This is a genomic window from Enterobacter sp. Lyrl_3 (genome assembly GCF_051948675.1).
In the GTDB taxonomy this organism is placed as follows: domain Bacteria; phylum Pseudomonadota; class Gammaproteobacteria; order Enterobacterales; family Enterobacteriaceae; genus Enterobacter; species Enterobacter cloacae.
Map to the genome: position 1 here is coordinate 1 of NZ_JAYJLI010000025.1, position 13,922 is coordinate 13,922.

General features: G+C 55.1%; 11 protein-coding genes. 4 read left to right on the plus strand and 7 right to left on the minus strand.

Annotated features, from left to right (window positions below; genetic code table 11):
- Positions 1-22: 22 nt before the first annotated feature.
- The 7 genes from VF709_RS23195 to VF709_RS23225 are packed head-to-tail and all read right to left on the minus strand — an operon-like array spanning position 23 to position 7,797.
- Entirely contained in the window at positions 23-1,624 is a 1,602-nt protein-coding gene (locus tag VF709_RS23195; protein ID WP_045901791.1) for a gamma-glutamyltransferase family protein, read from the minus strand.
- A gap of 9 nt (positions 1,625-1,633) precedes the next feature.
- Positions 1,634-2,509, minus strand: coding sequence for an ABC transporter permease (locus VF709_RS23200; RefSeq protein WP_114519351.1), 876 nt, complete (start codon positions 2,507-2,509; stop codon positions 1,634-1,636).
- A gap of 2 nt (positions 2,510-2,511) precedes the next feature.
- On the minus strand, positions 2,512-3,453 hold the full coding sequence (locus tag VF709_RS23205) for an ABC transporter permease (protein ID WP_013095722.1): 942 nt from the start codon (positions 3,451-3,453) through the stop codon (positions 2,512-2,514).
- A gap of 18 nt (positions 3,454-3,471) precedes the next feature.
- Positions 3,472-4,986: an ABC transporter substrate-binding protein gene (locus tag VF709_RS23210; RefSeq protein WP_013095721.1), complete on the minus strand. Its 1,515-nt coding sequence runs from the start codon at positions 4,984-4,986 to the stop codon at positions 3,472-3,474.
- Between the two features lie 2 nt (positions 4,987-4,988).
- Complete coding sequence (locus tag VF709_RS23215) at positions 4,989-6,071, minus strand: ABC transporter ATP-binding protein (protein ID WP_114519352.1); 1,083 nt, start codon at positions 6,069-6,071, stop codon at positions 4,989-4,991.
- On the minus strand, positions 6,068-7,081 hold the full coding sequence (locus VF709_RS23220; RefSeq protein ID WP_114519353.1) for an ABC transporter ATP-binding protein: 1,014 nt from the start codon (positions 7,079-7,081) through the stop codon (positions 6,068-6,070). The genes VF709_RS23215 and VF709_RS23220 overlap by 4 nt, the downstream gene beginning before the upstream one ends.
- Positions 7,078-7,797 carry a FadR/GntR family transcriptional regulator gene (locus tag VF709_RS23225; protein WP_013095718.1) on the minus strand — a complete coding sequence of 240 codons (720 nt, stop codon included), beginning with the start codon at positions 7,795-7,797 and terminating at the stop codon, positions 7,078-7,080. The genes VF709_RS23220 and VF709_RS23225 overlap by 4 nt, the downstream gene beginning before the upstream one ends.
- 811 nt (positions 7,798-8,608) lie before the next feature.
- Here VF709_RS23225 and VF709_RS23230 point away from each other — a divergent pair.
- The 4 genes from VF709_RS23230 (at position 8,609) to VF709_RS23245 (ending at position 13,919) form a co-directional block, all read left to right on the plus strand.
- Entirely contained in the window at positions 8,609-9,271 is a 663-nt protein-coding gene (locus VF709_RS23230) for a helix-turn-helix transcriptional regulator (protein ID WP_038418730.1), read from the plus strand.
- 155 nt (positions 9,272-9,426) lie between these two features.
- Complete coding sequence (locus VF709_RS23235; RefSeq protein WP_149896785.1) at positions 9,427-10,062, plus strand: hypothetical protein; 636 nt, start codon at positions 9,427-9,429, stop codon at positions 10,060-10,062.
- A 258-nt stretch (positions 10,063-10,320) separates the two neighbouring features.
- On the plus strand, positions 10,321-12,570 hold the full coding sequence (locus tag VF709_RS23240; protein WP_149896784.1) for a type I secretion system permease/ATPase: 2,250 nt from the start codon (positions 10,321-10,323) through the stop codon (positions 12,568-12,570).
- Positions 12,567-13,919 carry an HlyD family type I secretion periplasmic adaptor subunit gene (locus VF709_RS23245; protein WP_013095714.1) on the plus strand — a complete coding sequence of 451 codons (1,353 nt, stop codon included), beginning with the start codon at positions 12,567-12,569 and terminating at the stop codon, positions 13,917-13,919. The genes VF709_RS23240 and VF709_RS23245 overlap by 4 nt, the downstream gene beginning before the upstream one ends.
- The last annotated feature ends 3 nt before the right edge of the window (positions 13,920-13,922 follow it).

Here is a 13,922-nt window from a genome sequence, read left to right on the forward strand (position 1 = left end):
AAGGGAGAGGGAGGATAAAAGATCAACTCACCAGCGCCTGCCCGTCTTTGCGGCTCTCCGTCGCGGCCACGTAGTGCCCTTCCGGCATCCGGTAAATCACCTGCGCACCGCCAAAGTTATACTCCTGGAGCGGATCTTCCACGACGATGTGGTGGCCACGTTCACGCAGGGCAGCAATGGTGTTGCGATCGAACGTCGATTCGACGATCACCTCCCGGCCCTGCACCACGCGCCAGCGCGGGGCGTCGATTGCCGCCTGCGGGTTTTGCCCGTGCAGCATGATGCGCAGCGCCATCTGCATATGCCCTTGCGCCTGCATTGGCCCACCCATCACACCAAAAGACATCAGCGGCTGGCCGTTGCCGTCCATCGCAAAACCCGGAATGATGGTGTGGAACGGACGCTTGCTGCCCGCCAGCGCGTTCGGGTGCTTCGGATCCAGCACAAATCCGCAGCCGCGGTTTTGCAGGCTGATGCCGGTATCCGGCACCACAATCCCTGAACCAAAGCCCATATAGTTGGACTGGATAAACGAAACCATCATCCCGCTGGCATCTGCGGTGCTGATGTAGACCGTGCCGCTCTGCGTCGGCGAACCGTACTCAAAATCCGAGGCTTTATCAGGGTCGATAAGCGCCGCGCGCGATTTCAGATAATGGTCGCTCAGCAGCTCTTTAGCCGCAAACTCCATGTGCGCTTCATCCGCCACGTAGCGGTCGAGATCCGCCAGCGCCAGCTTCATCGCCTCAATGGATAAATGCAGGGATTGCACGGAGTCCGGGTGATGGTGCTCAATGCCGCACTGCTCCAGAATGCCGAGCGCAATCAACGTGGCGATCCCCTGCCCGTTCGGCGGCAGCTCCTGCACCGAACCGCCAGCAAAGTCGCGCGACAACAGCTCCACCCAGTCCACACGATGGTTCGCCAGATCCTCAGCCGTCAGATGTGCGCCGTGCGCTTTGGCGAAGGCGGCAATTTTCTGCGCCAGCTCGCCCCGGTAAAATGCCTCGCCGTTGGTTTTTGCAATCAGCTCCAGCGAGTTCGCCTGCGCCGGGTTACGGAAGATCTCCCCTACGCGCGGGGCGCGGCCTTCCGGTGCGAAGCAGGCGCTAAAGCCCGGCTGGTCTTTGAGTTTGTTATAACCGCGCTGCCAGAGATGGCCAATCAGCGGTGAGACCGGGAAACCGTTACGCGCATACTCAATGGCAGGCTGCGCCAGCGTGGTCAGCGGCAGCGTGCCAAAACGTTCCGCCAGCGCCACCCAGCCCGATACCGCACCGGGCACGGTTACCGCATCCCAGCCGATTTCCGGCATCGCCGTTTTGCCAGCGAACAGATCTGCATGCCAGCTCGCAGGCGAACGGCCAGAGGCGTTCAGGCCGTGGAGCTTTTCGCCATCCCAGACGATGGCGAAGGCATCGCTGCCAATCCCGTTACCGGTGGGTTCAACCACCGTCAGCGCCATCGCGGTGGCGACAGCCGCATCAACGGCGTTGCCGCCCAGCTGCAGCATCTTCATTCCCGCCTGCGCCGCCAGCGGCTGCGAGGTGGCTACCGCGTTATGGCCCATCATCGGCGGGCGTCGTGAAGCGTAACCGGACGTAAAATCAAGCGCTTTGGTCATCATGACTCCTTAGTCGTGGCGCGGATCGAGCGCATCGCGCAGCCCGTCGCCGAGTAAATTAAAGCCCTGCACGGCAAGGAAAATCGCCACGCCGGGGAAGACGGACATCCAGGGCGCCTGCTCAAGGAAGCCTTTGGCGGTGTTAAGCATTGAGCCCCAGGAGGGGTTCGGCGGCTGCTGCCCCAGACCCAGAAACGAGAGACTGGCTTCGGCGATAATCGCCGAGGCAATGGCCAGCGTGGCCTGCACCAGAATGGGTGACATGACGTTCGGCAGGACATATTTGATGATGATCCAGCGATCCGGCAGGCCAATTGCCCGCGCGCCGTCGATGTACTCTTCGTTGCGAATGGCGATCACCTGGCCGCGCGTGAGACGGGCGAAGATCGGCATCGCGGAAAGGCCAATTGCGCTCATGGCATTGGTCAGGCTTGGCCCTAAAAACGCCCCGAGGGCGATCGCCATGATCAGAAACGGACAGGCCAGCAGCGCTTCGATAACGCGTGAGATCACCCCATCCCACATCTTCTGAAAGTAACCAGCCACCAGCCCCAGCGGCACGCCGATGACCACGGCGATGACCACCGACATACACCCCGCCATCAGCGAGGTTCTGGCTCCCCAGATAATGCGGGATAAAATATCGCGCCCCAGCTCGTCGGTGCCGAACCAGTACATCGCCGAGGGCGCTTTGCGCACCGCGAGGAAATTCGCCTTCACCGGATCGAACGGCGCGATCCACGGTGCAAGCAGCGCCACCAGCACAAAGAAGCCCACAATCACCGCGCCGATCACCGCGCTTTTATTGGCGAGAAATTTCTTCAGCACCCGGTTCTGCGCGCGGGGCAGAACCGGCGCAACGGTTTGAGTTGTCAGTTCCGCCATGGTTAACCTCGCATTTTCGGATTGATGAGAACGTACAGCACATCGGCCAGCAGGTTCAGCAGCAGGAAGCCAATCGCCACGATCAGCACCACGCCCTGCACCACCGCGTAGTCGCGGTTAAACACCGAGTCGACGATCATTTTGCCAAATCCCGGAATGGTGAAGACCTGCTCGGTCAGCACCGCGCCGCCCAGCAGCTCGCCGAACAGCAGCGTGGTAAGCGTGATCACCGGTACCAGCGCGTTGCGAAACGCATGCTTGATAATGACGGCTTTTGGCAGCAGCCCTTTGGCCCGCGCGGTGCGGATGTAGTCAGCTTTGAGCACGGCGATCATGGAGGCGCGGGTATGGCGCATCAGCGTGGCCGCCAGCCCGGTGCCGAGCACGGCGGCAGGCAGCAGCAACGTCCGCAGGTTCTGCACCGGATCTTCACTAAACGGCACAAACCCGGACGCTGGCAGCCACTGCAGATTGACCGAAAAGACCAGTATCAGCAGGATCCCGAGCCAGAAGTGCGGTATCGAGATCCCGGAGATCGCCACAAAGTTCGCCCCGTGATCGACCCAGCTGTTTTTGTTCACCGCCGCGAGGATCCCCATGCTGATGCCGAACACCAGGGCGATGATCATCGCCAGCAGCGACAGCTCCAGCGTGACCGGCAGTTTGCTGGCGATAAGCTCGGTCACCGGTTCGTGCGTGCGTAAGGAGACCCCTAGATCGCCCTGCAGCGCGCGCGTCAGCCAGTGGAAATACTGCACCGGGATGGGCGCATCTAGATTGAGCTCAGCGCGCAGCTGGGCGATCACCGCCGGATCGCGCTCCTCGCCCGCCATGGCGATGAGCGGATCGCCGGGCAGCAGCTTCTGCAGCCCGAACACCATCATACTCACCAGCAATAGCGTCGGAATGGCCAGCAGCAGACGTTTGCAAATCAGTTCCAGCATGGTCTCTCCTCGGGACGGTTATTTCGCCAGCGTCACACCGGCCAGACGCACGATGCCGTCCGGGTATGGCTTAAAGCCCTGCACGCTTTTGTTCAGGCCGAAAATGCGCGGCTCGAAGTAGAGGTAGGCAACAGGCATGTCGGTTTGCAGCTGCTTCACTACCTTGTCGTACAGCGGCTGGCGAACGGCTTTATCGTTGCTGAGACGCGCCTGGGTCAGCCACTCATCGACCTGCGCATTGCTGTAACGGCCGTCGTTAAGCGTCCCTTTGCTGTGGATAAAACCGTAGATGCTGCCATCCGGGTCCGGGCGTCCTGACCAGCCGGAGAAGCTCAGCTGGTAATCACCGCTCTGCTGGCGATCGAGCAGCGTGGCGAACTCGGTCATCTGCAGATTCAGGGTAAAGCCCGCCTCGGCCACCATCGCCTGCAATACCTGGCCGACCTGCTGCGAGGTTGGGTTATTCGGCACCAGCAGATTCACGTTCAGCGGCGTCGCGACGCCTGCGGCTTTAAGCAGCGCTTTCGCCTTGTCGACGTCACGCGGGGGCACCGGCAGATTGACGTGATACGGGCTTACCGTCGAAAACGGCTGGTTGGCAGGCGTATAGAGTCCTTCAAAGACCACCTGATTGAGCGCATCGCGGTCAATGGCCTGAGAGAACGCTTCACGCACGCGGGCGTCCTTGAATGGATCGTTCGCTGGCACCTTGCCGTTGTTGATATTGAAGGTGATGCCCTGATACCCGAGGCCGGTCACCTTCGCCAGCGCCAGCTTGCTGTCGGCTTCGACGGTTTTAACGTCGCTGGCAGCAATGCCTTCGGTCAGATCGAGATCGCCCGCGCGCAGGTTCGCCAGACGCACGGAGGCATCCGGGATCGGCAGATAAATGATCTTGTCGAAGTGGTAAGCGTCTTTATTCCAGTAGTTGTCGAAACGAGTCAGAACAATGCGATCCTGGGAGACGCGGCTGTCGAATTTATAAGGACCGGAGCAGACGGGATGGGCGGCAAAGTCCGGCTTTTTCGCCGCTTCGGGGGCCATCATCGCCCCGGCGCGGTCGGTGAGCTGCATTAACAGGGCAGCATCGGGGGTTTTCAGGTGCAGGGCGATCTGCATCGGGCCGGTGACCTCAACGGACTCAACGGACGATATTTCACTTTTACGCAGAGAGCCTTTTAAGGTCAGCGCCCGGTCGAGGTTGTATTTTGCCGCTGCCGCATCGAATTTTTCGCCGTCATGGAAGGTGACGCCTTCACGCAAATTGAAGGTCAGGGTTTTGCCATCCTCGCTCCAGGTCCACTCTTTCGCCAGACCTGGCACCACTTTCAGGTTTTCGTCCACATCCACCAGCCTGTCGCACAGGGAGGCAAAAACGAAGCGGCCATAATAGGTGCGCGCCAGATGCGGATCGAGCATATCCGGGTCTGCACCCAGCCCTACTCGCAGCACGCTTTCAGCCTGGGCGGGCAGCGCCGCGCCGAGCAACATAACACTTCCCAGTACGGTCAAAAGAGAATTACGCATTGTCATTATCATGAGTTCCTTGAAGGAAGGGAGGAGTGAGAGGCCGCGTGTTCAAACAGCGCGCGGCGGCGCAGAAAGGCGGCAGACGGCGGTGCTATCTGGATAACACTGCGATCGCGGTTAATCTCCTGCCAGCGGTGGCAGGCAATCTGGCGTCCGCCTTCCAGCACCTGGTTAATGGGCTCGGCAAGGCGACATTCATCCGTGGCATACGGGCAACGGGTATGGAATCGGCACCCGGACGGGGGATCGGCCGGATTCGGTAAATCCCCTTGCAGCAACGGGACAGCGCGTCGGGCGCCCGGCTGCATCTGCGGTGCAGAGGCGATGAGCGCCTGGGTGTAAGGATGGAGAGGCGCGTCAAAGATCTCGTCGACGCTGGCAAGCTCAACGATCTGCCCGAGATACATCACTGCCACGCGGTCGCTCATATGGCGGATGACCGCCAGACCATGGGCAACAATTACCATCGTTAGCCCCAGTTGATGCTTCAGGCTTTCCAGCAGATTGATCACCTGCGCCTGCACGGAAACATCCAGCGCCGAGACGGGCTCGTCACCCAGCAGCAGTTTTGGCCCGGAGGCCAGCGCACGCGCAATACCAATGCGCTGGCGTTGCCCACCTGAAAACTCGTGGGGAAAACGCGCCGCCCAGGCGGCAGGCAGACCAACGGTTTTAAGCAGTTCCGCAACGCGATAGTGACGATCGGCTTTTTTCATCTCCTGATGCAGCCACAGCGGCTCACCCACAATCTGCTCAACCGTCATGCGCGGGTTTAGCGACGCAAAAGGATCCTGAAAAATAATCTGTAATTCCCGGCGCAGCTGGTTGAGACGAGCTCCTGAGGCGTGTGTGATCTCTTCCCCCTGATAAAACACGCGTCCTTCGCTGGCGGCCAGCAAACGCAGCAGCAGACGGCCGAGCGTGGATTTGCCGGACCCGGACTCCCCGACAATCGCCAGCGTTTCGCCGGGCATCACGGAGAGGGAGACGCGATCCACCGCCGTCACAAAGCGGGCTGGAGTAAACAGTTTCTTCGGGCCGGGGAAGCGCTTGCTCAGGTCACGGGCTTCAAGAATGGGCGTGGTCATGCGATCTCTCCCAGCGCAATGTGTTGTTCCAGCGGCACGCGGAAGCAGGCGACCAGATGGTCAGCCCCCTGCGCCGTGAGCGACGGTTTTTCGTTATGGCAGCGCGTTTGCGCGAAGGGGCAGCGGGTCGCAAAGCGGCAGCCATTCGGCATGGATTCTGCCAGGGGAACCGCGCCGGGAATGGTGGCGAGCGGCCCTTTACGCGCGCCCGCGGACGGAATAGAGCCCATCAGACCAATGGTGTACGGGTGCTGCGGATCGGCAAAGATGGCCTCGGCGCTCCCCTGCTCCACCACCTGCCCGGCATACATCACCGCCACCTGCTGCGCCACTTCCGCCACCACGCCTAAATCATGGGTGATCATCAGCACCGCCGTACCGGTCTCCTCTTTTAAGGTGTTGAGCAGTGCGAGGATTTGCGCCTGAATGGTGACGTCCAGTGCGGTGGTCGGCTCGTCGGCAATCAACAAACGCGGATGGTTAATGAGCGCCATCGCAATCATCACGCGCTGGCGCATGCCGCCGGAAAGCTGGTGCGGATACGCTTTCAAACGCATCTCTGCCGCCGGGATCTGCACCTTCTCCAGGATTTGCAGCGCGGTATTCATCGCCTGCGCACGCGAAACGTTCTGATGGCGCATAACCGCTTCGCTGAGCTGGTCCCCAAGGGTAAAGGCGGGGTTGAGCGACGTCATCGGCTCCTGGAAAATCATCGCCAGCTCGTTACCACGGAGATCGGCATATTCCCGCGGGGAGAGCTTTCGCAAATCGTGGCGACGAAACTGCATATCGCCGCTGACAATCTGCGCGCTGGCGGGCAATAGCCCCATCAGCGCTAAGGAGGTGATACTTTTCCCGCAGCCGGACTCCCCCACCAGCGCCAGCGTTTCACCCGCTTTGACCGTCAGCGAGATACCGTCAAGCACGCTCACCGGCGATCCGGCGAACTTAACGTTGAGGTTTTGCAGGCGCAGTACCGGAGTGGCTTCCTTAAACGGAATCGTCGTCATAGCGTGATGTCGTCCTCAAGGTGGATCGCCTGTATCAGGGCGTTTTGCAGGCTAAGCAGATGTTCGCGCATGGCGGCCGCTGCTTCGTTGGGCTGGCGATGGATAATCGCGGACATGATTTTATGATGATGGTCGTTGTAGACATCGACCCGTTCGGGGGTTCGGGCAAGCTCACGCAAATGCTGCCAGCCTGGCTCACGCCTGACGGCATCAATGGCATCAAAAAGACCGAGCATCAGGCGATTGCCTGCGGCCTCCGCAATGGCGCGGTGAAAGGCGCTGTCCCACAGTTCATTCAGATCGCGGTCGTCCGGGCTGACCTTATCAATGCGTTCCAGCATGCGCTGCATGAGCGCGAGGTTTTCCCTGGTGGCACGCAGTGCCGCAAGCCGGGCTAAGCCGGGTTCGAGCTGTAGACGAGCTTCCATCACTTCGAGAAGGTTGGTTTGCTGAACCAATCCCTGAAGGGCCAGCGGTTCCACAGGCGCAGCAGGACCAATAAAGGTACCTTTGCCCTGCTTACGCCAGATCCGCCCCTCCTCTTCCAGCACATCCAGCGCACGACGTACTTCACGTCGTCCTACGCCGAGAGTTTCCGACAGCTCACGTTCCGTGGGCAGCGGAAGGCCTGGTGTTGACTCGTGCTGGTGAATAAGACCGCGCAATTGTTCAAGCGCGGTGCTGGAATTTGCCAGAAACCGTGACGGTTTTTCCATATTGGTTCGCTCGCTTTCATCATGACTTTATTGTTATTAACGATAAGTTATTGATATGAGGCGCTACTTATCGTGCTAATGATTAAGCAATAAACGAACCAATTTTATATTGGTTCAAAATTTCGCAGTGTAAAGGGTAATAACCTGTTAATTTATAAGCAAAACATCAAAAACGAACTGGCACGTCAAACGTTGCGCCAGTACATTAGCCACCTCCTTCACTGCACAAAAATAGTGCAACAAACGCACCAAAAACGATCAAATGTTAAATAAATGCACTATTTATGTATATTCTTTGTTAACCAAAGATTATGTAACGGATAAAACAGGCAACGATGCCGCCGGTTGGTAACGCCGGGCACTGATATCACGGACGACGAGTCACAAGAAACAGGTAAATAATACGCTTTATAAACAGGACAACTATTTTCCCCGGCTATATTTAAATGCGTATTTTATTGCTTCACGCCGCTTACTTTAGTTAATAAAGTCCGTGCTTTTTCGGCTTATTATACCGTGTCCTTCACCCGGTATTTCAGAGAGTAAACGACTCTGCCAAAAATTAACCAAAAAACAACAATTACAGCATTTTAGATAAAAATAAATGAATCTCACTCTCATTTAAGGGTTTTTATAACACCTTGTTTTACATAAAGTTAATTCTTAAATCGCATTCATAATAGTCAGTTCAGACTATTTAATTAAGATTATTGCCTGGCCAAGCATATGATTATTCCTAAAGAACGACGGCGTTTGTCAGACTCCGGCTTAATATCATTAACGTAAGAAAACATCGCGTGTGAGGTATAATATGTACTGTGCAACTAACAATCCTGGCTATTTATCTCATACGGGTGGACAACCCGTTTGTCATACCCCTGACATGCGTTGTTATGGTTGCGAAAAGCAATGCCGTTTTAATACGTCTGAAGATGGCCAAAACCGTGATTGCCACGCGCTTGAATATTATATCTGGCCTGATAATAACACCTTTTTGGTTGAAGGCATTCGTCATCACTTTGGCGAGGTTAATGATAAATATATTTCGCAGCCGGTTGTCATCATCGACTTCAGTCATAAAAACATCAATTATTTTTTATCTGAAAACTGGTTAGATCAGTTCAAAAACATGAGACTGATTCTTGTCACTGATAAAAAGATGACGGCAATTGCGCACTACTGGTTTTACAACGACACGTTAGAAACCACTATCAGTTCAATTATCTTTTATGACGATAGCGCAGAAGAAGTCTCGACGAAACTGAAAAAAACGTTCCTGGCAAAAACGATTAAACCGACAGGTAACAGACCCAAACTGAGTCAGAATGAATACAGCCTGTTTTCATTCCTCTTTAATGGATGGTCGCCAAAGAAAATCGCCTACCGGAACGGCACCAGTGTTAAAAACACCTACGCCATGAAGAACCGCATTGAACGCAAGCTGGGCGTGTCCATCACACGGCTTGCAAGTTAGTGTAAAACTGACAATACGCTCTGTCGAAAATTCCTGGACAAACAGAGCGTATTCTGACTGTCACTCGTGTTTTTCCGTAATGCATAATTAATCTGATTGTTGATATATTACATAATATTTTACATATATTATATGGACGCGTAGCGTTTGATCACATGAACATTATTACTATTAAACAAAATGAGAATGACAACTACACTATGCGTTGTTACGGATGTGTGCATAAATGCGCCTATGCCGCCATTCGCAGCACAAAGTGCGATGAATGTTCAGGAACAGAATTTTATATTTGGCCAGAAAATAACTCATTTCTGATAGAAGGCATTTTACAATACTTTGCTGATATTAATTCAAAAATAATTTCACAACCCATTGTCGTGATAGACTTTAATTACAAAAATATAAATTACTTCTTATCAAACAATTGGTTAGCTCAGTTCAGAAACTCGCGCCTGATTCTGATCACCGATAAAAAAATGGCGGCCATTGCCCACTACTGGTTCTACAACGACACGGCAGACACGATCATCAGTACGGTCATTTTTCATGATGACCTGGCCGAGGATATCAAAATGAAGATCAGTCAGTCCTTTATGGGAAAAATAATACGGCCTTCAGAAAAAAGAGCCAAACTTAGCGCAAATGAATATGCACTCTTTTCTGAACTGTATAAGGGCCAACTGCCTAAAAAGATTGCCATGAAAAATGCCACGAATGTCAAAAACATTTACGCCATGAAAATAAGAATTGAAACAAAGCTGGGCGTTCCCATTTCAAGACTGGCGAGCTAATACGTCCACGTAAGAAAGAGACGTTAAAACATCAGCATAGCAAATATGACGTAGAGTATTCTTAAAGGAACAGTTACTTTTCCTTATTGTGTGTAAGAGGGATAAAACCCTACACTACGATATTACCAGTGCTTGTATTTTTACATAATCCACCCGCGTCACCCGTTGTATTTACGGATGCCCCTGGTCGTTTTTAAATAACATATTCTTTACTTTTTAATTCTAAGTGAGGAACGCAACTACAGGTCTGAATTCAAAATGAATACGCATCTCTCCACGGTAAAAATTAATTCAGAGCATACTCTTGATGATATTGAAGCCCCTGAAAAAGATTCTCTTCTGTGGGGCGTTGAATGGCTTTGTGGGCATCATTCTAAGTATGCCAGCAAAGAGGTGCTGTATGCAGGCCTGCCAAAAAGCGACAAGCTGGAGCCTGAAATGGCATTACGTATGCTTGAGCAGATAGGCATATCCGCCGGTTGGGTTAAGCGCGATCTGAATTCGCTTTCCTCCTGGCTGTTCCCTTTGCTTATTGCACGCAAAGACGGGACATACTGCATTCTTACCGCACGCAAGGGAAAGCGCGGGCAACATACGTATCAGATTGTGGTACCTGAAAACGACGGAACGCTCCTCGTTGCAGAGGCGGATTTACACGAGGTTTATGGCGGTTATGCCCTTGTGACGACGCCAAAACCCACGCTGGACGCGCGTGCTGAAGACCAGCTGTTACCGAAAGCCAAGGATGAAGGTCACTGGCTCTATTCGACGCTGTGGCGCTACCGGCATTACTTCTACAGCGCGGCACTGGCGGCGCTGCTGGCGAACATTCTTACGCTGGCCGGTACCTTCTTCACCATGAACGTCTATGACCGCGTGATCCCCACCCAGGCGTACGTCACCCTGTGGTCGCTGGCGATTGGCGTGGTGATTGCCATTATTTTTGAATTTGCCAGCCGACAAATCCGCGCCTATTTGATCGACATCGCCGGTAAAAAAGCAGATCTGATCCTCGGGGCGAAGCTGTTTCGCCAGGTGATGTCGATGCGTATGGAATACAAGCCGCAATCCTCCGGAACCTTTGCGAACCAGTTACGCGATTTTGAGGCCGTCCGCGACTTTATCACCTCTGCGACCCTCGCCACGCTGTCCGATTTGCCGTTCTGTCTGCTGTTCATGTTCATCATTTACATGATTGGCGGCCCACTGGCCGTTGTACCGCTGGTCGCCATGCCACTGATTTTGATTGTCAGCGTCATTATCCAGTGGCCACTGGGTCGCTACATGGAAGAAAACGTCCGGGAAATTTCGCTTAAGCAGGGTCTGCTGATCGAGAGCATCGAAGGGCTTGAGGCCTTAAAAGCCGCTCAGGGCGAAGGGGTGATGCAAAAGCGCTGGAATGATTTCAGCGCACTGGCTGCGGCCTCCTCGATGAAAACCCGCTATCTCTCCATGCTGACCACTAACTTTGTCTCTTTTGTGCAGCAAATCACCACCGTCTGCATCGTGGTGCTCGGCGTCTATTTAATCCACGCCGGAGAGCTGACCATGGGGGCCATGATTGGGGTGGTGATCCTCTCCAGCCGTTCGCTCGCGCCTCTGGCCTCTGTGGTCGGTCTGGCGCTGCGTTATCAGCACGCTAAAACCGCGCTGAAATCCCTTAACCAGCTGATGGAAACGCCGACCGAGCGCGATGCGCTGATCAATTATTTGCCGACGCCCAATTTCACCGGCAGCCTGCGTCTGAAAAAGGTGGGATTCACCTATCCGGTACCGGGAATGATGGTCGCGCCACGCATTCTGGACAACATCAATATCAACATCGAGGCCGGGGAACAGGTGGCCGTGCTGGGCAAAATTGGCAGCGGTAAGTCGACCCTGCTGCGCGTGATAGCGCGCCTGTACCAGCAGAGCAGCGGACAGCTTTTCATTGATGGTGTGGATGCGACACAGGTTGATCCCGCCGACTGGCGCGCTGCGGTGGGCTACGTCGGGCAGGACTGCCGCCTGTTTTACGGCACCCTGCGCCATAACATCGTCATTGGTAACCCGGGCGTGAGCACGGAAGAGTTTCTGCGGGTGGTTCGCCTGACCGGGCTTGATCACGTGGCGGCCAGACATCCACTGGGTTTTGACATGCCTATCGGCGAAATGGGCAATTGCCTTTCCGGTGGACAAAAACAGCTCGTCGCCCTCGCCCGCTGCCTGTTGCTGCGGCCAAAGATTTTGCTGATGGATGAACCCACCAGCTCAATGGATGCGATGACGGAAACCCTGTTCCTTCGTCGGCTCAAAGAAGCAACGCAAGGACAAACGCTGGTCATTGTGACCCACCGCATGTCCGTACTGAGCCTGGTAGAGCGTCTGATCGTCATGGAAGACGGACACGTAGTGAAAGACGGTCCCAAAGATCAGGTGATGGCCAGCCTGAATGAGAATGTCATGAAGAAAAAGCAAGCAATGCATTCAGTCGAAGAGAAGCAACAGAAACAAGGTGTGAATGAATGATGAACGAGGACGAAGTGAATCATAACGCCTCAAAGGGAGAGGCCGAAACGGATGCAGGCGTACCCTCAACGGCACTGGAAAACGTGAACGCTACGCAGAGAGCGGGCACCGGGCTGGCATTACACCCTGCACAGCCAACGGGGAAAGTGAAAGCCGACGATCTGAAATTCATGCACGACCTGCAGGGCGCGCTGATCGCACAGAAGACCCCTTTCAGCATGATCATGCTCTACACCATCACCCTGGTTGTGGTGGTAGCGCTGGTCTGGGCGCATTTCGCCCGGGTTGAGGAGATTACCCGTGGCGACGGGAAAGTGATCCCCGCCAGCCGCGAGCAGCTCATTCAGAGCCTGGAAGGCGGCATTCTCGAAGAGCTGAATGTGCAGGAAGGCGACATCGTCGAGAAAGGCCAGATTCTGCTGAAGATTGACCCGACTCGCGCCGGGGCCAGCTATGGCGAATCGTTGTCTAAAGTGCAGGGACTGAAAGGCAGCATTGCCCGTCTCAGGGCGGAAGCCTACGACACGCCACTGACCTTCCCGCCAGATATCGCCGGGATTGAGTCAATCGTGCGTGATGAGACCCAGGCCTATAACGCCCGCCTGAAAACCCTGAATGAAAGCGTAGAGGCCTTAAAACGGAGCCTGACGCTGGCGCAAAACGAGGTCAGTCTGTCGGAGCCGCTGGCGCGCAGAGGGTTAATGTCGGATGTCGAAATCCTGCGCCTCAAGCGCCAGGCGAACGAATTCAGCCTGCAGATCACCGAGCGTACCAACCGCTTCCGCTCTGATGCCAACAGCGAACTGAACCGACTGGAATCTGAGCTGGCGCAGGCGGAAGAAATTCTGCGCGGACGCCAGGACGTAATGAACCGTACCACGGTGGTGGCGCCCGTGCGCGGCACCGTCAACAACATCCGGGTGACAACCCGTGGCGGCGTCATTCAGCAGGGGGCGGAGATCATGACCCTCATTCCGCTCGAAGATAACCTGCTGGTTGAAGCCAAAATCAAACCCTCTGATGTGGCCTTTATCCATCCGGGCCTGCCCGCCACGGTAAAAATTACCGCCTACGACTATGCCATTTATGGCGGATTAAACGGTGTCGTTGAACACCTCAGTTCAGACACCCTGATCGATGAAGAGAAAGCCCGTCAGGGGCGTGGAGATTCTACCTATTACCGGGTGTTCGTCCGCACCGACCGTGCCGCGTTACAGGTAAAAGACAAGTCATTCCCGATCATGCCGGGAATGGTGGCAAACGTAGAAATCAGAACGGGGGAGAAGACCATTTTGTCTTACATCCTCAAACCGATACTGAAAGCGCGCGAAGCCTTCAGGGAGAGATAATTA